The sequence below is a fragment of the Streptomyces sp. NPDC052052 genome, from assembly GCF_040680455.1.
GTDB lineage: Bacteria > Actinomycetota > Actinomycetes > Streptomycetales > Streptomycetaceae > Streptomyces.
Window position 1 is genome coordinate 123,162 of the sequence record NZ_JBFAWU010000017.1, and the last position, 22,933, is coordinate 146,094.

Sequence of the window (22,933 nt, forward strand, 5' to 3'; positions counted from 1 at the left end):
GGAGTAATTCATGAGCACCACCCTCGCCGCTGGGACCAGCCTCGACTTCACGCTGGCCCAGCAGCTGACCGTGATAGCCCTCTGTGCGCTGACGGCGTACATCTCGCACATGGCCCTGGCCGTCTTCAACGACGGTGTCCGGCCGTTCCTGCTGGACTTCATCCAGGGGCGTACCACGCGCAGCGCGACGACCGCGGTCTCGTTCGGTCTCTCCGCCGGATTCATCTTCGGGCTCGGTGCGCCGATGGCCCTCTCCACCGGGGTGCTCAACCCCTGGCTCGTCTTCCTGCCGACCGACATCCTCGGCATCCTGTCGCCGAAGAAGTGGCTCGCTCCGATCCTCGGCGGCGCGTGGGGCGCGGTCGTCGTCTTCGGGCTGAACGGCGCCAACAACGTCGCGCACGACCTGCCCGTCGACTTCATCACTGCCATGCAGCAGATGTCGACGCCGATCCTCTTCCTCTTCACGCTGTTCCCGGTGCTCGCCATCACCAAGCAGTTCGGCCGCAAGTGGGGCGGCATCGCGGGTGTTCTCGAACTCGCGCTGGTCGTCCTCACCATGAACGTCTGGCCGAAGATGTTCGCCGGGGCGCTGGCCATGGCCGTCGGTGTGCTGATGCTGATCGCTCTCGCCGTCGCCAAGGACGTGAAGCAGCGCAAGGCCGACCAGGCGGCCGGTACCAGCGTGGTCGTGCCGGACGACGACCCGATGGCCTCGCTGTTCAGTGCCAGCGCGGCCCGGCTGCGCAGGTACCTCCCGCTGTTCATGGTGCTCGGCGGCGGGGTCTGTCTGCTGGCCCAGATGCACATCTTCGGCGGTGGCGAGGCGACCAGCTTCCTGATCGCCAAGGGCCAGTACTCCGAGGCCGCCCAGGTCGACTTCTACCGTGTCTTCGGCTTCATCCCGCTGATCGCGACGACCGCGCTGGCCTCCGGCGCGTACGGCATCGCCGGATTCACGCTGGTGTACCCGATCGGCTACCTGCTGCCGAACCCGATCCTGGCCGTGGTCGTCGGTGCCGCCGTCTTCGCCGTCGAGGTCCTGGCCCTGTCGTACATCGGCAAGCTCCTCGGCAAGCTCCCCAGCGTCCGTGACTCCTCGGAGCACCTGCGCAGCGCGATCGGCGACACCCTGCAGCTCGCGATCCTCTTCGGTTCGCTGATGGCCGCCAACGCCATGGGCGGCGGTCTCGGCATCCTCATCGTCGGCGGGCTCTACCTGCTGAACGAGTCGATGGGCCGGCCGGTCGTCAAGATGGCCGCCGCTCCCGCCGCGGTGATCGTCGGCGGCATCGTCCTCAACCTCCTGTACTGGCTCGACCTGTTCACCCCGATCAAGGGCTGAGGCCGGCTACGTACACGAAGAAGGAAACCCCCCACGATGATTCCCCCCGCACCGCACGTCCTGCGCACCGTCACCGGTGATCTCGCAGTCGGTTCCGTGGCCGGCCCCGCCCTCGCCCATGAGCACCTCGTCCTCGACCTGGACCACAGGGGCGATGGCGCGGCCGTCCTCGATCCGGTCCGCCATGCCGCGGCGGTCACCGCCGAACTCGCCGTCCTGCGCGAGGAGTTCGGCCTCGCTCTCGTCGTCGAGCTGACCTGCCGCGGCATGGGCCGCGACATCGAGGCGCTGGCCCGCATCGCCCGGGACGCACGGATCGCCGTCGTCGCCGCGACCGGCTGGTACTACGAGCCGTTCCACACCCCGGAGATCGACGATGGCAGCGTCGAGGAGCTCACTGCCGTCCTCGTCCGGGAGATCGACGGCGGAATCGGTTCCACCGGTATCCGCCCCGGGGTGCTCGGCGAGATCGGCAGCCACGGCGACACCCCGACCGGGCCCGAGACCAAGGTGCTGCGCGCCAGCGCGCGAGCCGCCCTCGCCACCGGGCTCTCCGTCTCCACCCACGCCCAGCTCGGCCACGGCGGACTCGCCCAGCTGGAGCTGCTGACCGGCGAGGGCCTGCCGGCCCACCGCATCGCCATCGGCCACCAGGACCTGCTGGACGACCCGGCCGTCCACCGGGAACTCGCGGCGAGCGGGGCGTACGTGGCCTTCGACACCGTCGGCAAGGACAGCTACCAGAGCGACGACACCCGGCTGCGGCTGCTGCTCGCGCTCATCGAGGCCGGGCACGCCGACCGAGCACTGCTGAGCTGCGACATCTCCCGCCACGGCTACCTCCGCGACGAGGGCGGCCAGGGATACGGACATCTCTTCCGGAACTTCCTGCCCAGGGTCCGCGCGGCCGGTGTCGACGACGACCTGATCGACCTGATGACCCGCCGTAATCCGCTGCGCTTCCTGACCGGCGCGCGCGAGGAGAAGTCCTGACCATGAACCCCGTACTTCCGCAGACCTTTCCGCTCGCGACGGTGGAGCTGGACGACGCGATCGCCCGGCAGTTCCGGCTCCTGGAGGCCACCGCCGCGCACTTCGAGGGCCCCCAACTCTTCGAGGCGGACGCCGGTGTCGTCCCCGGACTCGGCCGCCCCCGCACCACCGCCCGGGTCGAAGCCGTGCTCGCGGACTTCTTCGGCGCCGAGGACGCCGCCTTCGTCCAGGGCGCCGGCACCGGCGCGATCCGTGCCGCGCTGAACGCCGCCGTACAGGCGGGCGACCCGCTGCTCATCCACCGGGCCCCCGTCTACCGCACCACCGAGGTCACCCTGCGCGGCATCGGTGTGGAGACCGTCGAGGTCGACTTCAACGACGCGCAGGCGCTGAACGAGGCGTTGGCATCCGGCCGGTTCCGCTGGGCCTACGTCCAGCACACCCGGCAGCGGCTCGCCGACTCCTACGACCCCGCCGAGGTCCTGGCCGCCTGCCGGGCCGCCGGAGTCCGCACCCTCGTGGACGACAACTACGCCGTCATGCGCACCCCGGCCGCAGGGGTGGAACTCGGCGCCGACGCCTCCTGCTTCTCCCTGTTCAAACTGCACGGCCCCGAAGGGGTCGGCATCGTGGTCGGCGCCCGCGATCTGGTCGAGCACATCCGCCGCGACAACTACTCCGGTGGCGGGCAGGTCCAGGGCCATCAGGCGCTCGACGCCCTGCGCGCCCTCACCCATGTACCGGTGATGTGGTCCGTGCAGTCGCGGGTCGGTGCCGAGGTCGCCGAGCGGCTCGCGGCGGGCGAGGTGGACGGTGTCGCCGAGGTGCGGATCGCCAACGCCCAGGACCGCTGCCTGCTGGTCCGCCTCGACCGGCCCGTCGCGAAGGAACTGCCCGCCGTCGCCGCCCGCTTCGGGGCGGCCCCGTACCCCGTGGGTTCCAACTCGCGTTACGAGATCGCGCCGCTCTTCTACCGCATGTCCAGCTCCGCGCTGGACGACTCCCCCGAGCTGGCCGACTGGACCGTACGCATCAACCCGATGCGGGCGGGCGCGGATCTCGTCATCGACATCCTGCGCCGCTCGCTCGACGCGCTGAACGACCCGAAGGACGACTGACCGTGTTCCTCGACACCGTGCTCACCCGCAACCCCGAGCTCGTCGACGCCGCGGCCTTGCTGCACCGGCGGGGTGACATCCCGCCGGACACGTATGTGATGGACCTCGACGCCGTCGAGGCCAACGCCGCGCTGCTGGCCGCCGAGGCCGAACGGCTCGGTATCAGCCTCTGGTTCGTCGTCAAACAGCTGGGCCGCAACCCCGAACTGATCAGGGCCGTCGCCCGGCACATCCCCCGGTCCGCCGCGATCGACCCGCCCGAGGCGCGTACGCTGCACGCCGCGGGCGCCCGGCCCGGCAACCTCGGCCACCTGGTCCAGATCCCGCGTCACGAGCTGCCCGAGATGCTGGCCTGGCGTCCCGAGACCGTCACGGTGTTCGACCTCGCGAACGCCCGGGCGGTGTCCGAGGCGGCCGAGCGGCTCGGCTTCGTCCAGGACGTGCTGGTCCGTCTCGAAGGCGCCGAGGGCACCGTCTACCCCGGCCAGGAGGGCGGCGTTCCGCTCCCCCGCCTCGACGCCTTCGCCGAAGCCGCCGAGCAGCTGCCCGGCATCCGGATCGCGGGCGTCACCGCCTTCCCGTGCGTCCTGTGCGACCCGGCGACCGGCACCCCCCGCGCCACCCCGTCGTTCGCGCTCGCGCTCAAGGCCCGCGAGGTCCTGGCCGCGCGGGGGCACGAGCACCTGAAGCTGAGCGCCCCCAGTGCCACCTCGATGGCCTCCCTCCCGCTGCTCGCCGAACTCGGCGCCACCCACGGCGAACCCGGTCACGCCCTCACCGGCACCACCCCGCTGCACGCGCTCGACCCGCACCAGCCGGAGAAGCCCGCGTACGTGTACGTCAGCGAGATCGCGCACACCCTCGACGACGGCCGCCCGGCGATCCGCGGCGGGGGCTTCTACGCCCGGTCCCACATCCGCAGCGCCCTGCTGCCCCGCACCGGCGTACGCCTCGGCGTCCAGGACGCGCCCGCCGAGAACATCGACTACTACCGGCTGCTCGACGCGCCCGCCGACGGCCAGGACGTCCAGCTCGGCGACACCGCGCTGCTCGCCTTCCGCACCCAGATCTTCGTCACCCGCTCGACCGTCGCCGTCGTCTCCGGGCTCGCCTCCGGCAGCCCCCGGCTGAACGGTCTGTACGACGCCCAGGGCCGGGCCCTGTGAGACCGGCCCCTGAACAGGAGGCACCCATGGCCAAGACCGTCATCGTCGTCATCGACGGATTCGGTGTCGGCGCCATGCCCGACGCGGGCGCCCTGCGCCCCGGCGACATCACCGCCGACACCTGCGGACACGTCCTCGACCACTGCCGCGAGGCCCTCGGCCGGCCGCTGCGCCTGCCAGTGCTCGGCTCGCTGGGGCTCGGCCTCGTCCACCCGCACCCGGACCTCGCCCGCCGGACCCCGCTGCCGGTGGCCGCGGGCCGTGCCGCGCTCGGCTACCCGGGCGCCGACACCTTCGCGGGTCACCAGACGATGATGGGCGCCGACTTCAGCCGGGTCACCGTGGCCCGGCTCGCCGACCACCTGGACGAGGTGACCGCCGCCCTCGAAGCGGCCGGTCACCAGGTCACCACGCTGGACGGCAAGCCCCTGCTCGCCGTCGACGGGGCGGTCCTCGTCCACGACAACCTGGAGGCCGACCCCGGGATCAACTGGAACGCCTCCGGCCGCCTGGAGGACCGGTCCTTCGACGGGCCCGGCGGGATCGTGGCGATCGCCCGGACCGTCCGCGCGGTCGCGCCGGTCGCCCGGGTCATCGCCGTCGGCGGGCACGCGGACGGCCCGCTGGCGCAGTTCGTGCGCCCCGGCGACGCGGGAACCGTCGGCCTCGACACCCCCGCCACCGGCTTCTACCGCAACGGCGGTCTGGAGGTCCAGCACCTGGGCGCCCCGCTCGACCACTCCCGCCAGCTTCCCGAGCTGGCCGCCCGCGCCGGCATCCCGGTCACCCTGGTGGGCAAGGCCGCGGACATCCTGGCCTGCGACGCGGCGCGCCGGCACCCGGCGGTGAAGACCGCCGACGTGTTCGCGCACACCCTCGAGGCGGTGCGTGCCACCGGGGACGCGCTCGTCGTCGCCAACGTCCAGGAGACCGACCTGGCCGGACACCAGCAGGACACCGAGCGCTACGGGCACCTGCTGGAACAGGTGGACGCCGGGCTCGCCGGGCTCCTGGCGCTGCTCGACCACCCCGGAGACCGGCTGATCGTCACCGGCGACCACGGGAACGACCCGACGATCGGGCACGCCTACCACACCCGTGAGTACGTGCCGGTGCTGATCCACCGGCCCGGCACGAACGGCGTGGAGCTGCTGCCCGACGCGGACAGTCTCGCCGACGTCGGCGCCACCGCGGCCCAGTCGCTGTCCCTCGACCCGGCGGGCCTGGCCAACGGCACCACGCTGCGGCCGGGACGGCTCGCCGCGTAGGACCGCGCGTACATGCCCGAGGGGCGCCCGCCGATGGCGGGCGCCCCTCGGGCATGTCGGGCCGGGCGGTCAGCCCATGAACTTCTTGAACTCGTCCGGCAGCTCGAAGTCCTTGCCCCCCTGCTCCGGCAGACCGAAGGCGCCGCCCTGCGCCGCCTGCTCACGACGGGCCGCGGCCGCCTGCTCCTCGGCCTTGCGCTTCATCGGGTTGCCGCTCTTGCGCTTGCCCTTGGCCTGCTTGACCTGCTTCTTCTGCCGGCCGGGACCGCCGCCCATGCCCGGGATCCCGGGCATCCCCGGCATGCCGCCGCCCTGGGCCATCTTCGACATCATCTTGCGCGCCTCGAAGAACCGCTCCACGAGGTTCTTCACAGCGCTGACCTCGACCCCGGAACCCTTGGCGATACGGGCCCGGCGAGAGCCGTTGATGATCGTCGGCTCGGCGCGTTCCTTCGGGGTCATCGACTTGATGATCGCGGCGGTGCGGTCCACGTCGCGCTCGTCGATGTTGTTGATCTGGTCCTTGATCTGCCCCATGCCGGGCAGCATCCCGAGCAGCTTGGAGATGGAGCCCATCTTCCGGACCTGCTCCATCTGGGCCAGGAAGTCGTCGAGCGTGAAGTCCTTGCCCTTGCTGGACGCCAGCTTGGAGGCCATCTTGGCGGCCTCTTCCTGGCTGAAGGTCTTCTCCGCCTGCTCGATCAGGGTGAGCAGGTCACCCATGTCGAGAATGCGGGACGCCATGCGGTCGGGGTGGAAGGCGTCGAAGTCCTCGAGCTTCTCACCGTTCGACGCGAACATGACCTGCTTGCCCGTGACGTGGGCGATCGAGAGGGCGGCACCACCGCGGGCGTCGCCGTCGAGCTTGGAGAGCACCACGCCGTCGAAGCCGACGCCGTCGCGGAAGGCCTCGGCGGTGTTGACCGCGTCCTGACCGATCATCGCGTCGACGACGAAGAGGATCTCGTCCGGGCTGACGGCGTCGCGGATGTCCGCGGCCTGCTGCATCAGTTCCTGGTCGATGCCGAGACGGCCGGCGGTGTCGACGATCACGACGTCGTACTGCTTGGACCGCGCGTACTCGATCGAGTCCTTGGCGACCTGGACCGGGTCGCCGACGCCGTTGCCCGGCTGCGGGGCGTACACCGCGACCCCGGCGCGGTCGGCGACCACGCTGAGCTGGTTGACGGCGTTGGGGCGCTGGAGGTCACAGGCGACGAGCAGCGGCGAGTGGCCCTGGCCCTTGAGCCAGAGGCCGAGCTTTCCGGCGAGGGTGGTCTTACCGGCACCCTGGAGACCCGCGAGCATGATCACGGTGGGCGGGGTCTTGGCGAACCGCAGCCGCCGGGTCTCGCCGCCGAGGATGCCGACGAGCTCCTCGTTGACGATCTTGACGACCTGCTGGGCGGGGTTCAGCGCCTGGGAGACCTCGGCGCCGCGCGCCCGCTCCTTGACGCTGGAGATGAAGGAGCGGACGACGGGCAGCGCGACGTCCGCCTCCAGCAGGGCGATACGGATCTCGCGGGCCGTGGCGTCGATGTCCGCCTCGGACAAGCGGCCCTTGCCCCGGAGGTTCTTGAAAGTCGCGGCAAGGCGGTCGGAGAGAGTATCGAACACGGCGCTCGTCGGTCCTCTGGGGTCGGGGTCGGTGGATCGCCCTCTAGGGTATCTGGCTCCGGGGTGCGAACGCCCTTGCCCGTCGAACCGGGCCGGGGACCGGGGCGGTCGCCCCTAGGGCGTGTTTCGAAAGTACCGCCTGCTCGGCGACGCCTGGCACGCACGCTCGCCGCGTTGTCGGGCTCACCCCGATACACCGGTATCGGGGCGACCCTCCGCCTTGCGATCGCACGCACCAGACGCCGCCGAGCCTGCCCTTCGGGCAGACGACGCCACTTTCGAAGCACGCCCTGGCCACGCCTCAGCGCAGGGCTTCCTCCAGAGCCTTGGCCAGAGCCGCCGCCTCCTCGTCCGGAAGCACACTGCCGTCCTCCCGGGTGACGTAGACCGTGTCCACCGCGTTCGCCCCCAGCGTCGACACATGCGCACTGCGCACCCGGACCTCGCACTGCTCCAGTGCCCGGCCGATCCGGTGCAGCAGCCCCGGGGCGTCCTGGGCCCGCACCTCGATCACCGTCGCCAGCTGTGAGGCGGCCGCCGCGACCGTCACCCGTGGCGGCGGGGCCTTCAGCCCGCGCCGCCGGGGGTAGGCGGCCTCGCGTTCGGCGAGGCGGGCCCGGATGTCCAGGGAGCCGTCGAGGACGCGCACCAGGTCGGCGCGCAACCGGGCGGCCTGCGGCAGGGAGCCGTACTCGGCCGCGACCCGCCAGCTGAGCAGCAGCAGGCCGGCGTCGGAGTCGGCCGCGCCGAGCTCGCTGGGGAGTTCCACGGCCCGCAGGTCGGCTGCCCGCACGGTGAGGCGGTGCAGGGCCAGCACGCCCGCCACCGCGGGAAGCACTCCGGGACGGTCCGGCAGGGCGATGAGGAGCTCGACGCCGACGGGTTCCGGTTCGCCGTCCTCCAGCGGGGGCTCGGCCTGGGTGTGCAGGGCGAGCACGGGTTCGCCGGTGCGCAGGGCCTCGACGGCTAGGCGTTCCTGTTCGGCGCTGGGGGCGGCGGGTTCCGGTTCCGCCGGGGCCCGGCCGGCGAGCACGGCGGCGACGCGTGCGACGAGGTCGGCGACGAGGGAGGCGCGCCAGCGGGACCAGGCGGCGGGCCCGGTGGCCAGTGCGTCGGCCTCGGTGAGGGCGTGCAGGAGCTCCAGGGTGGAGGGGGTGCCGACCGCGGTGGCGACGGCGCGGATGGCCGCCGGGTCGTCGAGGTCGCGGCGGGTGGCCGTCTCGACGAGCAGCAGGTGGTGGCGGACCAGGGTGGCGATGACGCCCACGTCGTGCTGGTCGAAGCCGATCCGGGCGGCCATGTCACGGGCGATGACCTCCCCGGCCACGGAGTGGTCGCCGGGCCAGCCCTTGCCGATGTCGTGCAGGAGCGCGGCGACGAGGAGGAGGTCGGGGCGGCCTACCCGCCGGGTGAGGGAGGAGGCGCGGACGGCCGCTTCGACGAGGTGGCGGTCGACGGTCCAGGTGTGCACGGGGTTGCGCTGGGGGCGGCAGTGGACGCGTTCCCAGTCGGGGAGCAGCCGGGTGATCAGCCCTTCGGCTTCGAGCGCCTCCCAGACGGGGACGGTGGCCTCGCCCGCGCCGAGGAGGGTGACGAGTTCCTCACGGGCCTCGGCGGGCCAGGGCACCGGCAGCGGACGTGCGGCGGTGGCGAGGTGGCGTACGACATGGCGGGAGAGCGGGAGCTCGGACTGGGCGGCCGCCGCGGCGGCGCGCAGGACGAGCACGGGGTCCCGGTCGGGGCGGGCGGAGCGGGCGAGGACGACTTCGCCGTCGGCCTCGACGACGCCTTCGGCGAGCGGTGTGCGTTCCACGGCGGCGGCCTTGCCGCCTCCGAGGATCGTGCGCAGCCGGGGGCGCGCGGAGCGGGCGCGCAGGACGCGGTTGACCTCGCGCCAGGTGACGTCGGTCGCGTACGAGATGGTGCGGGCGGCTTCGTACACCTGGCGGAGCAGCGCGTCCGCGTCGAGCAGGCCGAGGGCGCCGGCGACCTGGTCCTGTTCCTGGAGGGCGAGGCGGTCGGTGGCGCGGCCGCTGGTGAGGTGGAGGGCGTCGCGGGCGTCGAGGAGGATGCGGCGGGCTTCGGCGAGGCCCTCGCGGGGGGCGTCGGCGACCCAGGACGCGGCGACGGCGCGCAGGGCGACGACGTCGCGCAGTCCGCCCCGGGCCTCCTTGAGGTCGGGTTCGAGGAGGAACTGCAGCTCGCCCTGGCGTTCGGCGCGTTCGCGGCAGAGTTCGTCGAGGGCGGGCAGATGTTTGTGGGCCTGGTTGCGCCAGTCGGCGAGGACCGCGGTACGCAGGGCGGCGACGAGGCCGAGGTCTCCGGCGACGGGCCGGGCGTCGAGCAGCCCGAGCTGGGCCTTGAGGTCCTCGCCGGCCGTCCTGCGGGCTTCGGCGGGGGTGCGTACGGAGTGGTCGAGGGCGAGTCCGAGGTCCCAGACGGGGTACCAGATGCGGTCGGCGAGGGAGGCGAGGGCCCCGGCGTCGGCGCTTCCGTCGTGCAGGAGCAGGAGGTCGAGGTCGCTGCGCGGGGAGAGTTCGGCGCGGCCGTATCCGCCGACGGCGACGAGGGCGGCGCCGCGCACGCCGGTCTGTGCGGCCGCGGCGGTGAACAGCGCGGTGAGCCAGTCGTCGGTGAGGGAGGCGAGGGCGGAACGGCGCGGCGGCCCGGACCGCGTCTCCTCCTGGAGGAGACGCAACCGGGCCGCCGCGTAGCTGCTGGGTTCCGAGCCTTCGGATTCGGTGGTCACTTCGGTGCTCGTCACCCGGCTGCCTTTCGTTTCGGGAGCGTCGGTCAGAGTGCGTCCGGGCCGCGTTCGCCCGTACGTACGCGAATCGCGGTGTCGACCGGGACGCTCCAGACCTTCCCGTCACCGATCTTGCCGGTCCGGGCGGCCTTCACGACCACGTCGATGAGCTCGTCGGAGTCCTCGTCCTCGACGAGGACCTCGATGCGGATCTTGGGAACGAGGTCGACGGTGTACTCGGCACCCCGGTAGACCTCCGTGTGTCCGCGCTGACGCCCGTAGCCGCTGGCCTCCGTGACCGTGAGGCCCTGGACGCCGAAGGCCTGGAGGGCCTCCTTGATCTCGTCCAGCCGGTGCGGCTTCACGACTGCGGTGATGAGCTTCATGCGTCCACCTTCTTCGTCTGCGGGGCTGCCGGCGCGGAGGAGTTGGTGCGCGAGGCCGCGCCGCCGCCCGCTCCGCTGAAGTCGTACGCGGTCTCGGCGTGCTCGACCTGGTCGACGCCGGAGATCTCGTCGTCCTCGGAGACCCGCATCCCGATCGTCTTGTCCAGGAGGAAGGCGAGGACCGCGGAGACGACCAGAGAGTACGCGAGCACCGCGAAGACACCGACGGCCTGCTTGCCGAGCTGGTCGAGGCCGCCGCCGTAGAAGAGGCCCTTGGCGTCGGACTGGACACCGCCGGTGGCGAAGAAGCCGACGAGGAGGGAACCGATGACACCGCCGACGAGGTGGACGCCGACGACGTCCAGGGAGTCGTCGTAGCCGAACTTGTACTTCAGTCCGACGGCCATGGCGCAGACGACACCGGCGATGGCGCCGACCGCGATCGCGCCGAGCGGGCTGACGCAACCGCCGGACGGGGTGATGGCGACGAGACCGGCGACCGCGCCGGAGGCCGCGCCGAGCGTGGTGAAGGAGCCGTGGCGGATCTTCTCGTACCCGAGCCAGGCGAGCATCGCGGCACCGGTGGCGACCTGGGTGTTGACGAACATGACCGCGCCGACGCCGTCGTCGTTGCCGAGCCACGATCCGGCGTTGAAGCCGAACCAGCCGAACCAGAGCAGTCCGGCACCGAGCATCACCAGCGGGAGGCTGTGCGGCCGCATCGGGTCCTTCTTGAAGCCGACGCGCTTGCCGATGACGAGGATCACGCCGAGTGCCGCGGCACCCGCGTTGATGTGGACGGCCGTACCGCCGGCGAAGTCGATGACGCCGAGGTCGAAGAGCCAGCCGCCTGCGCCCCACACCCAGTGCGCGACGGGGAAGTAGACAACGGTCACCCACAGCGTGAGGAACAGGGCCCAGGAGGTGAACTTCACCCGGTCGGCGAGGGCGCCGCTTATCAGGGCAGGGGTGAGGATGGCGAACATCAGCTGGAAGACGGCGAACACGTAGACAGGGATCGTGTAGCCGTCCCAGAGCTCGGTGACACCGATCCCGCTGAGACCGAAGTAGTCCGAGCTCCAGCCGATGACGGAGCCGACATCGGAGCCGAAGGCAAGGCTGAATCCGTAGAGCACCCACAGGACCGAGACGATCCCGAGGCTGATGAAGCTCATCATCAGCATGTTGAGAGTGCTCTTGACGCGGACCATGCCTCCGTAGAAGAAGGCCAGGGCAGGGGTCATGAGCATCACCAGGGCGGAGCAGATGAGCATGAACCCGGTGTTGGCGGCAGACAGCGTCGGGGCTTCTGCGGCTAGCGTCGTGATGCCTGGGGGCATCGGCGTCTCCTCGTCGTCGGTGCGGCCGCGTGCGGGCGATGGGGGGAAGGGACCCCGTGCGGGACCACTGGGAAAAGGTGCGGGCCGGTTATGCGCCATGAGCCTCGCCCAGCGCCGTTTCCACCGATGCCGCACGGTGTTTCGCGGCAGTGACGAAGAGAATCGGCGTGTTACGTCTCCATGAACCGACCGTGGCGTGTCCGGGGCCTGCGCCACTCTGTGGTCCGGGCCGCATACGGTGCGGTTACGACTCTCCCGTACGGGCAGGACAACGCGAACCGGCCACGCCGACCACCCGTTGACCTGGCCATGGGGGAGCCGGAGTCGGTCTGTGCGGGGTGGTCGCCGTGGCCGGGGTCGAAGGTGCGGCTCAGACCGCTTCCGCGGTCTCGGGCAGCTGCTCGGTGAGGAGATCGGTGAGCCCGGCGACTGCGGAAACGTCCCCGAAGTCCCTGGCCGCGATGTCGACGGTCTTGCGGAGCCGGGTGTTGACGCGCTCGGAGCGGACCTTCCTGGCGACGTGCAACGCCTGCTTGGCCAGCACCGTGGACTGCTCGGGCTCGCGCTGGAGCAGATGGACGGTGGCGAGGCCGATCAGGTTGAGTGCGTAGGACCGCTGGTGCTCGTCGTCCTCGCCGAAGAGCTGGACGGCCTTCTCCATGAGGGGTGAGGCGAGCGCGGCGTACGTGGGGCTGCGGCCCGCGACATAGGCGAGGTCGCGGTACGAGTGGGAGTTCTCGCCGTTGAGCTCGGCCTCCGAGAAGAAGCGGATCCAGTCGGGCTCGGGCTCGCCGTCGATCCCCACGTCGAGGAAGGTGTCCTCGGCCATCCGGACGGCACGTCGGCACTTGCTCGGCTGACCCATGTTGGCGTACGCGCGGGCCTCCATCGCATACAGCATGGCCTGGGTGCGCGGGGTGGCGCAGTCCCGGCTGCCGTATTGCGCCAGATGGATGAGTTCGAGGGCGTCGTCGGGCCGTCCGAGGTGGATCATCTGGCGGCTCATGCTGGACAGGACGTACGAGCCGAGGGGTTTGTCACCGGCCTCTTTCGAGGCGTGCAGCGCGAGGACGAAGTACTTCTGGGCGGTGGGATGGAGGCCCACGTCGTAGCTCATCCAGCCCGCCAGCTCCGCCAGCTCCGCCGCGCAGCGGAACAGCCGCTTGGCGGTGGCGGCCGGCTGCGGTTCCTGTAAGAGGTCGGTCACCTCGTGGAGTTGTCCGACGACGGCCTTGCGGCGCAGTCCGCCTCCGCACTGTGCGTCCCACTGGCGGAACATCACGGTGGTGGACTCCAGCAGGTCGAGCTCGGGGGCGGAGAGCCTGGAGGGGCGGCGGTCCGTCGCGGCCGGCTCCGGAACCGTGGGCCCGGTGGCGGCGACGGGCACCAGCCACCGCTGCATGGGTTCGATCAAGGCGGGCCCCGCGGCGAGCGCGAGCGAGGAGCCGAGAAAACCACGGCGGGCGAGCATGAGATCGCTGCGGGAGAACTCGCTGAGCAGAGCCACGGTCTGCGGGCCCGCCCAGGGCAGGTCGATGCCGGACACGGACGGTGACTGGTGCGTGGCGGGCAGCCCGAGGTCCTCGATGGCGACGACGGAACCGAAGCGCTCCGAGAAGAGCTCGGAGAGGATGCGCGGGATCGGCTCGCGCGGCCGCTCCCCGTCGAGCCAGCGCCGCACCCGGGAGGTGTCGGTGCTGATGTGGTGGGCGCCCATCTGACGGGCCCGGCGGTTCACCTGGCGCGCCAGCTCGCCCTTCGACCAGCCGCTGCGCACGAACCATGAGCTCAACTGCTCATTGGGGCGCTTTCCGGCACTCGAATCACCCGCGCCGCTGCCACTCACTGGAACGCCCCCATCCGGCTGAATACTGTCGCGCGAACCAATATCAGAAGGGCCTGATCGCCTGCCACTCACACGAAGGCTGTGCACGATCGAACAAAAAATCGGAATGCCTCCGGCATACCCACGCACGCACCTACTGCCACGGTTCGCGTACCGACGGTAATCCTACGATCACCGCCGCTGCGAGGGCGTCGGCGGAATCGCCACCATTCGCCACCCCTTCGAATGAACGCCACCGTCGCCGGGCGCGATTCACTTGACACAGGACGATCGGCAGTGGGCGCAGTGATGCGCGGCAGAGCGCGTCGGCCGGATCGCACGCCCCGGAGCGCACCGGGGCGCCAGGGGTCGACGGTGTCGATGGTGTCGGCGGCGTCGACGACGTGCCGCGATCGCGCTCCGCAACGTAACCACCCGCGACCGGGAGACGTTGGAGGGGGCATGGGCTTCTCGATCGGCGGCATCCGCGAGATGCGCACCGGCTCACGGCGCCGCGCCCGTGCGGCCGAGTGCACGGCAGTGGCCGAGTACACAGGACTGTGGGGCTGGGCCGTCGCACCGGGCGCCCGCGCCTCGGCCGGCCGCTGCTCGTGCGGGGAGGCGCAGTGCCCGTCCCCCGGCGCCCATCCGCTGGACTTCGCTCCCGAGATCCCCGCAGGGGCCGCACTCGACACGGTGGCGGACGCATGGGCCCGGGTGCCGGGCGCCTCGATGCTGCTCCCGGTGGGCCGCAGCTTCGACATCCTCGACGTCGCCGAATCGGCCGGGCGGCGGGCCCTGGTACGCATGGAGCGGATGGGGCTGCCGCTCGGCCCGGTCACGGTGACACCGGCCGGCCGGGCACAGTTCTTCGTGGCCCCGGGGGCCGCCGCCGAGCTCCCCCGGCTGCTCTACCGGCTGGGGTGGGACGACGCGCGGCTGGACCTGCGGGCCCTCGGCCCCGGCTGCCACATCACCGCCCCGCCTTCCGACGAGGGCGGCCTCGGTCCGGTCCGGTGGCTGCGCCCGCCGACGCTGGACACCGCGGCCGCGCTGCCCCAGGCGCGGCTGCTGCTGGGCACGCTGGCGTACAGCTGCCATCGCGCGCCCCCGCGCGGCTGAGCCGCCTCGGCTCAGGGTGGATCCGGGCGCGCACAGTCGCCCGGCCCGCGGCCGAGCCGGACAGCAGAAGAGCCCGACCGCGGGTGCGTCCTGCGGTCGGGCTCTTCCTGGTGCGTGCGGCGGTCAGTCCCCGATCAGGGCGTCCACGAACGCCCCCGGCTCGAACGGAGCCAGGTCGTCCGGCCCCTCGCCGAGACCGATCAGCTTCACCGGGACACCCAGCTCGCGCTGGACGGCGACGACGATGCCGCCCTTGGCGGTGCCGTCCAGCTTGGTGAGCACGATGCCGGTGATGTCGACGACCTCGGCGAACACACGGGCCTGCACCAGGCCGTTCTGCCCGGTCGTGGCGTCGAGGACGAGCAGGATCTCGTCGAGCGGACCGTGCTTCTCCACGACGCGCTTGACCTTGCCGAGCTCGTCCATGAGCCCGGTCTTGGTGTGCAGCCGTCCCGCGGTGTCGATGAGGACGACATCGGCGCCCTCGGCGATCCCTTCCTTCACCGCATCGAAGGCGATCGACGCGGGGTCGCCTCCCTCGGGCCCACGCACGGTGCGGGCGCCGACGCGCTCGCCCCAGGTCTGCAGCTGATCGGCGGCGGCGGCCCGGAAGGTGTCGGCCGCGCCGAGGACGACGCTGCGGCCGTCGGCGACGAGCACCCGGGCCAGCTTGCCGGTGGTGGTCGTCTTGCCGGTTCCGTTGACGCCGACGACCATCACGACACCGGGGGTGTCGACGCCGCTCTCCGTCTTGACCTCACGGTCGAAGTCGGTGCCGAGCAGGGTGAGGAGCTCTTCGCGCAGCAGCGCGCGCACCCCTTCGGGGGTACGGGTGCCGAGCACCCGGACGCGTTCCCGGAGCCGCTCCACCAGCTCCTGGGTGGGCGCGACACCGACATCGGCGGTGAGGAGGGTGTCCTCGATCTCCTCCCAGGTGTCCTCGTCGAGGTTGTCGCGGGACAGCAGCGTGAGCAGCCCCTTGCCGAGGGAGTTCTGCGAGCGGGCGAGCCGGGCACGCAGCCGCACCAGCCGGCCCGCGGTGGGCTCGGGCACCTCCACCGCGGGGGCGGCGGGCACCTCCTCCTCGACGGCCTCGGGGGCCTCCTCGACCGGGGCCTCGGCCGAGGGAGGAGCGACCTCCTCGATGGTGCGGCGCGGTTCCTCGCGCGGCGTTTCGGCTTCCTCACCGACATGGGGCTCGGCGGGAGGAGTGATGGTCGGCGTGCTCGACGGCGCCGGGGGCAGCTGCTTCTTCTTGCGGCCGCTGACCACGAGCCCGCTGATCACGCCGACCGCGACCAGTGCGATGACTACAGCAAGGATGACGAATTCCATAACCCACCCAGTATCAGTCACGTCCGACCGTGGAAGCTGCCCCGAAGGATCACCTCCACACCCCCATGCCCCTTATGCACCTTTTGGTGGTACATCGCACTCCACGCCGCGAGGCTCCACGAAACCCCCGAAGACCCCTGGGGACCCGAGCCCCCGGACAGTGCACCGGCCGGGCCGGAAAACCCCTCGCCCAGCCCGGAGCGGAGGCGACACACCCCTACACTTCTGACGCTGCGTCAGATAACGTCCCGCCCCCGATCCCGCCCGACCAAGGGACACGTCTCATGGCCTTCACAGTGGTCCGGTTCAATCTCGTCGACCCGAACGCCACCCCGACGTCGCTCTCGGCCCGCTACCGCGCCGCGCTGGAGATGGCCGCGTACGCCGACGGGCACGGCGTCGACACCGTGCAGACCGAGGAGCACCACGGCACCGCCAACTCCTGGCTGCCCTCCCCCTTCGTCTTCGCCGGCTCGGTCCTCGGCGCCACCCGTCGGATCACGGTCACCGTCTCGGCGGCCATCGGGCCGCTGCACGATCCACTGCGGCTGGCCGAGGACATCGCGGTTCTGGACCTGCTGAGCGCGGGCCGGCTGGTCACGGTGGCCGGGATCGGCTACCGGCCCGAGGAGTACGAACAGGCCGGTGTCGAATGGGGCAGGCGGGGCCGGCTCCAGGACGAACTCCTGCAGACGCTCCTGCGCGCGTGGACCGGGGAACCGTTCCCGTACCGGGGCCGTACGGTCCGGATCACGCCGCGCCCGTACACCCAGCCGCATCCGCTCCTGCTGGTGGGCGGAAGTTCGCGAGCGTCGGCGCGGCGGGCCGCCCGGTTCGGGCTGCCGTTCTTCCCGAGCGCGCACCTGCCGGAGCTGGAGGCGTACTACCAGCAGCAGTGTGCGCGTTTCCGGACGGATGGCTTCTGCATGATGCCGTCCGCCGAGATTCCGCTGCTGCATGTGTCCGAGGATCCGGAGCGGACCTGGGCCCGGTACGGGGAGCACTTCCTGCACGAGGCCCGTACGTACGCCTCGTGGCAGTCCAAGGACATCCGCTCGGCCGTGCGGTCCGCCGCGACGACGGTGGCGGAGCTGCGGGACGAAGGGGTCTACCGGGTCGTCACCCCGGACGAGTGCGCGGGCCTGGCCGGGGAGCTGGACAGTCTGGTCCTGCATCCGCTGTGCGGCGGGATGCCGGTCGAGGAGGGGTGGCGCAGCCTGCGGCTGTTCTGCGCGGCGGTCGAACGCCGACCGGACGGGCCCGGCGGGCCCGGGGCAGCCGCGTGAAGCAGCTGCGCGACGGCAGGGATCAGCCCATCTCCTCCAGCGCCTTGCCCTTGGTCTCCCTCACGAACTTGAGCACGAAGGGGATCGAGAGCGTGGCGAAGCAGGCGTAGATGATGTACGTGCCCGAGAGGTTCCAGCTGGACAGGCTCGGGAAGGTCGCGGTGATCGCCCAGTTGGCAATCCACTGGGCGGACGCGGCGACGCCGAGCGCGGCGGCACGGATCCGGTTCGGGAACATCTCGCCGAGGAAGACCCAGACCACGACTCCCCACGACAGGGCGAAGAAGAGCACGAACACATGGGCCGCGAGGAGTGCCACGATGCCGTGGGGGTGGGGCAGCTTGCCGTTCACCAGGTGGGCGGAGAAGGCCCAGGCCTCGAAGGCCAGTGCGATGGCCATACCGGTGGAGCCGACCAGTGCGAGCGGTTTGCGGCCCACCCGGTCCACCAGCACCATCGCGATCACGGTACCGATGATGTTGACGATCGACGTGGTGAACGAGTAGAAGAACGACTGCGTCGGGTCGATGCCCACGGACTGCCACAGCGTCGCCGAGTAGTAGAACGCCACATTGATGCCGACGAGCTGCTGGAAGACCGAGAGGCCGATGCCGACCCAGACGATCGGCAGGAGGCCGAAGCGACCGCCGAGCAGATCCTTGAACGTGGACTTCCGCTCACGGCGCATGGCGGTCTCGATCTCGGCCACCCGGGCGTCGAGGTCGACGTTCTTGCCCTCGACCTCTTCGAGGACCCGACGGGCCCGGTCCAGCTTGCCGACCGAGATCAGGAATCGCGGCGACTCGGGGATCGCGAACGACAGGAGCCCGTACAGGGCGGCCGGGACGACCATCACTCCGAGCATCCACTGCCAGGCCTCGATACCGCCGATATTGCCGCGCTGGTCCCCGTCGGCGAACTGCAGAATGCCGTAGTTCACCAGCTGGGAGATGGCGATGCCGATGACGATCGCCGCCTGCTGGAAGGAGCCGAGCCGGCCGCGGTAGGCGGGCGGCGCGACCTCGGCGATGTAGGCCGGGCCGATCACCGACGCCATGCCGATGGCGAAGCCGCCGATGATGCGCCACATCGCCAGGTCCCAGAGCGCGAACGGGAGCGCGGAGCCGACGGCGCTGATGGTGAAGAGCGCGGCGGCGATCCGCATGCAGTGGATGCGGCCGATGCGGTCGGCGATGCGCCCCGCCGTGGCCGCGCCGATCGCACAGCCGATCAGGGCGATGGCGATGACCTGGGCGAGGGTTCCCGGACCGATGTCGTACCGGCTGCGGATCGCCTCGACGGCGCCGTTGATGACGGAGCTGTCGTAGCCGAACAGGAAGCCGCCCATGGCGGCGGCCGCCGTGATGAACACGACATGGCCGAGGTGCTCAGGATGGGCCTCCTGGGCTCCGGACGCCGATCCCTGCGCTGTGCTGGTCACATGTACTCCTGATGCCTGGCCACGGCTTTCTTCCCAGTGGCGCACAGGTTTGCGATCACCACCACTCGAACCGGAGAACGGCACGACGGACGTACGGGTGCGCATCCCGGATTTCGCATGGGTGAGCGCGTCACGGACGAAGGAGCGTCAGGAACACCGAAAGGCGCAGGGGATCACCGAGGATTCGGCCGGCGGGTCAGCGGAGCCGCTGGCTGATGACCTTGGAAACGCCGTCCCCCTGCATCGAGACGCCGTACAGCGCGTCGGCGACCTCCATCGTCCGCTTCTGGTGCGTGATCACGATCAGCTGGGAACTCTCCTGGAGCTCCTCCATGATCCGGATCAGCCGCTGGAGATTGGTGTCGTCGAGCGCCGCCTCGACCTCGTCCATCACATAGAACGGGCTCGGCCTGGCCTTGAAGATCGAGACCAGCAGCGCCACCGCCGTGAGCGAGCGTTCCCCGCCGGAGAGCAGCGAGAGCCGCTTGACCTTCTTGCCGGGCGGCCGGGCCTCGACGTCCACACCGGTCGCGAGCATGTTGTCCGGGTCGGTCAGGACGAGCCGCCCCTCGCCCCCCGGGAAGAGCCGTGAGAAGACGCCCTCGAACTCGCGAGCCGTGTCCCGGTACGCCTCGGTGAACACCTGCTCGACCCGCTCGTCGACCTCCTTGACCACCTGTATCAGATCGGCCCGGGTCTTCTTCAGGTCTTCGAGCTGTTCGGAGAGGAACTTGTGCCGCTCCTCCAGCGCCGAGAACTCCTCGAGGGCGAGCGGATTCACCTTTCCGAGTTGCTGATAGGCCCGTTCGGCCGCCTTCAGCCGCTTCTCCTGCTCGGTCCGGACGAAGGGCTTCGGCTGATTGCGCGGATGCTCCGGGTCCTGCGGCAGTTCCTCGCCGTCGGCGGCCGGTGACGGCGGTACGAGCTCGTCGGGGCCGTACTCGGCGACCAGACCGGCCGGCTCGACCCCCAGCTCCTCCAGTGCCTTCGTCTCCAGCTGCTCCATCCGCAGCCGCTTCTCGGCCCCGAGCACCTCGCCGCGGTGGACGGAGTCGGTGAGCTTGTCCAGCTCGCTCTTGAGCTCACGGCCCTGGTTGCGCTCGGCCGTCAGTCCCCGTTCCCGCTCCTCCTTCGCCGCCTCGGCCGCGACCCGTTCCTGCTCGGCCCGTACGACGGACACCTCGACATGAGCCAGCAGCTGACGTGCGCCGGACGCGACGGCGGAGGCCACTGCCGCCTCGTGCCGCAGCCTGGCGCGGCGCTGCTCGGCACGGGCCCGGGCCTCGCGTTCGGCGCGGGCACCCCGGTCGAGGGCGTCGGCACGGCCCGCGAGCCCCTTGACCCGCTCCTCATGGGTACGCACCTGGAGGCGCGCCTCCATCTCGGTCTGACGGGCGTTGGCGCCATCGGCGGCGAGCCGGTCGCGTACGGAGGTGTCCGGCTCCTCGTCGACCGGCATCTCCTCGGCGACGAGCAGCCGCTCGGCCAACACCTCGGCCTCCTCCGTCGCCCGCTCCAGCGCCTCCTGGGCCCGGGCGGCGGACGCGGCCATCCGCTCGGCCTCACCGGCGGCGCCACGTGCCTGACCGGCCAGACGCCCGAGCTGCTGGGCCACCCCGGACTTCTCCCGGTCGGCGGCCCGACGCCGCTCCCCCAGCTCCTCGACCAGCCGGGCGCTTGCGCCGCGCCGCTCCCCCGCGAGCCGCTGGGCCTCCGTCAACTCCTCGCAGAGCACGGCCAGTTCCTCCAGCTGTGCGGCGGCCTCGTCGACCGAAGCCTGCACTTCCAGGAGGCTCGGCGCCCCGGCGGAGCCACCGTGCGCGAAGTGCGCCGAGAGGATGTCGCCCTCGGCGGTGACGGCCGTCAGCCCGGGGTGCAGGGCGACGAGATCCTCGGCGTCCTCCAGGGTGCCGACCACCACCATGTCCCGCACCAGCCTTCGCACGGCGCCCACCAGTTCGACCGGGCCGCGGACAAGACCGGCCACGGCAAGCGGCCCTGCGGCGGACGGATCGGTCACACCCACTCCGTCGACGCCCAAGGCGCCGCCGGTACCAGAGTCACCGCCAGAATCAGAGACACCGCCAGAATCAGAGGCATCGCCAGTTTCGGAGACGTCCCGCCGTTCGGATGCCCCGCCCAGCAGCAGCGCGGCCCGCCCCGCGTCCTGCTTGCGCAGCAGCCGGATCGCCTCCGCCGCCGTCGTGGGGTCCGCCACCGCGACGGCGTCCGCCGCCGCGCCCAGGGCCGCGGCCACCGCGACCTCGTGGCCCGGCGCCACCGTCAGGAGTTCCGCGGCCGGTCCGAGCAGACCCGACAGGCGGTCCCGCGCACCCAGGAGCACCCCCGTGCCGTCCTTGCGGCGCAGTCCGAGGGCGAGTGCCTCGTGACGGGCGGCGACCGCCGCCCGCTTCCGTTCGGCGGCGGTGGCGGCCTCCCGGGCCTCGGAGTGCGCCGCCTGGGCCCGGGCGAGTTCCTGTTGGGCGGCCTCGTGCTGCTCGCCCAGCTCCGCGTCGTCCGCGTCCAGCCCTTCGACCTCGGCCTTGAGCTGTTCGTACTCCTCCTGGGCGGCGACCGCCCGCTCCTGCGCCTCGTCCCGGGAAGCGGCCAGCCGGTCGATCTCCGCCTGCGCCGAACCCGCCCTGCTGCGGGCAGCATTGACCTGCCCGTTCAGCCGGGCGAGCCCCTCGCGGCGGTCCGCGATGGCGCGGGCGGCATCCTTGAGCCTGCGCTCCTCGACCGCCAACTGCCGTTCCAGTTCGGCGCGGTGCGCGGACGTGTCCTCCAGCGCGCGCTCGGCGGCCTCCAGCGCGGCCTCCAGTTCCGCCTCCTGCTCACGGATCCGGGCGGCCTCCCGCTCCATGCTCTCGGGGTCCCGGAACCCGGTGCCGCGCCGCTCCTCCTCGGGCGCCGCGTTCGCGCTCTTCACCCGCGCGTCGGCCAGCGAGACCGTGCCGCGCACCCGTTCGGCCAGCTGCGACAGCTCGTACCAGGTCTGCTGGGCCCGCTGCAGCCGCGGCACCAGCCGCCGCACCTCGTCCTCCAGCTCCGCCTCACGCGTCAGGGCCGCCTTGAGGTTCGCCTCCGCGGTCTCCCTGCGCTGCTTGAGCGCGGCCTCGTCGGCGATCTCGGTCTGCAGCGCGGTGCGCAGCCGCACCAGGTCATCGGCGAGCAGCCGCAGCCTGGCGTCGCGCAGATCGGCCTGGATGACGGCGGCCCGGCGCGCCACGGCGGCCTGCCGGCCCAGCGGTTTCAGCTGGCGTCGCAGCTCGTCCGTCAGATCCTGGACGCGCGCCAGATTGGCGCCCATGGCGTCCAGTTTCCGCAGCGCCTTCTCCTTCCGCTTGCGGTGCTTGAGCACGCCCGCGGCTTCCTCGATGAAGGCGCGCCGCCCCATGGGATCGGCGTGGAGGACGGAGTCCAGCTGGCCCTGGCCGACGATGACGTGCATCTCCCGGCCGATACCGGAGTCGGAGAGGAGTTCCTGGATGTCCAGGAGCCGACAGGTGTCGCCATTGATCTGGTATTCGCTGCCGCCGTTGCGGAACATGATCCGAGTGATCGTCACTTCGGCGTACTCGATGGGCAGAGCGCCGTCGGAGTTGTCGATGGTGAGCGATACCTCCGCCCGCCCGAGCGGCGGGCGTCCGGTGGTGCCGGCGAAGATCACGTCTTCCATTTTTCCGCCGCGCAGGGACTTCGCCCCTTGCTCCCCCATGACCCAGGAGAGCGCATCCACCACATTGGACTTGCCGGACCCATTGGGACCGACGACACACGTGATCCCGGGTTCGAACCGCAGTGTCGTGGCGGAGGCGAACGATTTGAAACCACGCAGGGTCAGGGCCTTGAGATGCACGCCGCCGGACTCTACCTTTCGCTCTCGGTTTCACTGATGAAGGTGCAGGGCACATCAGACGGTAAGGGAAGGGGCGTATGACCCGG

15 protein-coding genes are annotated in these 22,933 nt (G+C 71.4%); 7 read left to right on the forward strand and 8 right to left on the reverse strand.

What is annotated here, in order from left to right:
- The first annotated feature begins 10 nt into the window (after positions 1 to 10).
- The 5 genes from AB0L71_RS21435 to AB0L71_RS21455 are packed head-to-tail and all read left to right on the forward strand — an operon-like array spanning position 11 to position 5,890.
- Complete coding sequence (locus AB0L71_RS21435; RefSeq protein WP_365245185.1) at positions 11 to 1,345, forward strand: YhfT family protein; 1,335 nt, start codon at positions 11 to 13, stop codon at positions 1,343 to 1,345.
- Positions 1,346 to 1,381: 36 nt separating this feature from the next.
- Complete coding sequence (locus AB0L71_RS21440; RefSeq protein WP_365245188.1) at positions 1,382 to 2,338, forward strand: phosphotriesterase; 957 nt, start codon at positions 1,382 to 1,384, stop codon at positions 2,336 to 2,338.
- A 2-nt stretch (positions 2,339 to 2,340) separates the two neighbouring features.
- Positions 2,341 to 3,456, forward strand: a complete 1,116-nt coding sequence (locus tag AB0L71_RS21445) for an aminotransferase class V-fold PLP-dependent enzyme (protein WP_365245191.1) — start codon at positions 2,341 to 2,343, stop codon at positions 3,454 to 3,456.
- Between the two features lie 2 nt (positions 3,457 to 3,458).
- Positions 3,459 to 4,622 (forward strand): alanine racemase, encoded by a 1,164-nt coding sequence (locus AB0L71_RS21450; RefSeq protein ID WP_365245194.1) that lies wholly within the window; start codon positions 3,459 to 3,461, stop codon positions 4,620 to 4,622.
- A 26-nt stretch (positions 4,623 to 4,648) separates the two neighbouring features.
- Positions 4,649 to 5,890: a phosphopentomutase gene (locus AB0L71_RS21455; RefSeq protein ID WP_365245197.1), complete on the forward strand. Its 1,242-nt coding sequence runs from the start codon at positions 4,649 to 4,651 to the stop codon at positions 5,888 to 5,890.
- A gap of 69 nt (positions 5,891 to 5,959) precedes the next feature.
- On the opposite strand, the gene ffh is transcribed toward AB0L71_RS21455, so the two are convergent.
- From ffh to AB0L71_RS21480, 5 genes are all read right to left on the reverse strand, one after another.
- Positions 5,960 to 7,507: a signal recognition particle protein gene (gene ffh, locus AB0L71_RS21460; protein ID WP_365245200.1), complete on the reverse strand. Its 1,548-nt coding sequence runs from the start codon at positions 7,505 to 7,507 to the stop codon at positions 5,960 to 5,962.
- 301 nt (positions 7,508 to 7,808) lie between these two features.
- Positions 7,809 to 10,271, reverse strand: coding sequence for a [protein-PII] uridylyltransferase (locus AB0L71_RS21465; RefSeq protein WP_365245203.1), 2,463 nt, complete (start codon positions 10,269 to 10,271; stop codon positions 7,809 to 7,811).
- 29 nt (positions 10,272 to 10,300) lie between these two features.
- A complete protein-coding gene (locus AB0L71_RS21470; protein ID WP_365245205.1) occupies positions 10,301 to 10,639 on the reverse strand; it encodes a P-II family nitrogen regulator in 339 nt (112 codons plus the stop codon).
- Positions 10,636 to 11,979 carry an ammonium transporter gene (locus tag AB0L71_RS21475; protein WP_365245208.1) on the reverse strand — a complete coding sequence of 448 codons (1,344 nt, stop codon included), beginning with the start codon at positions 11,977 to 11,979 and terminating at the stop codon, positions 10,636 to 10,638. Before AB0L71_RS21475 ends, AB0L71_RS21470 begins: the two co-directional genes overlap by 4 nt.
- 370 nt (positions 11,980 to 12,349) lie before the next feature.
- Positions 12,350 to 13,825, reverse strand: a complete 1,476-nt coding sequence (locus AB0L71_RS21480) for a hypothetical protein (protein WP_365245211.1) — start codon at positions 13,823 to 13,825, stop codon at positions 12,350 to 12,352.
- 441 nt (positions 13,826 to 14,266) lie between these two features.
- Here AB0L71_RS21480 and AB0L71_RS21485 point away from each other — a divergent pair, with 441 nt between their 5' ends.
- Positions 14,267 to 14,926 carry a bifunctional DNA primase/polymerase gene (locus AB0L71_RS21485; protein ID WP_365245213.1) on the forward strand — a complete coding sequence of 220 codons (660 nt, stop codon included), beginning with the start codon at positions 14,267 to 14,269 and terminating at the stop codon, positions 14,924 to 14,926.
- A gap of 123 nt (positions 14,927 to 15,049) precedes the next feature.
- Here AB0L71_RS21485 and ftsY read toward each other — a convergent pair whose 3' ends face one another.
- On the reverse strand, positions 15,050 to 16,261 hold the full coding sequence (ftsY, locus tag AB0L71_RS21490; RefSeq protein WP_365245216.1) for a signal recognition particle-docking protein FtsY: 1,212 nt from the start codon (positions 16,259 to 16,261) through the stop codon (positions 15,050 to 15,052).
- 284 nt (positions 16,262 to 16,545) lie between these two features.
- Here ftsY and AB0L71_RS21495 point away from each other — a divergent pair, with 284 nt between their 5' ends.
- Positions 16,546 to 17,547: an LLM class flavin-dependent oxidoreductase gene (locus AB0L71_RS21495; RefSeq protein WP_365245220.1), complete on the forward strand. Its 1,002-nt coding sequence runs from the start codon at positions 16,546 to 16,548 to the stop codon at positions 17,545 to 17,547.
- Positions 17,548 to 17,569: 22 nt separating this feature from the next.
- On the opposite strand, the gene AB0L71_RS21500 is transcribed toward AB0L71_RS21495, so the two are convergent.
- Entirely contained in the window at positions 17,570 to 18,988 is a 1,419-nt protein-coding gene (locus AB0L71_RS21500) for a sugar porter family MFS transporter (RefSeq protein WP_365245223.1), read from the reverse strand.
- Positions 18,989 to 19,184: 196 nt separating this feature from the next.
- Positions 19,185 to 22,847, reverse strand: a complete 3,663-nt coding sequence (locus AB0L71_RS21505; protein WP_365245226.1) for an AAA family ATPase — start codon at positions 22,845 to 22,847, stop codon at positions 19,185 to 19,187.
- Positions 22,848 to 22,933: the final 86 nt, after the last annotated feature.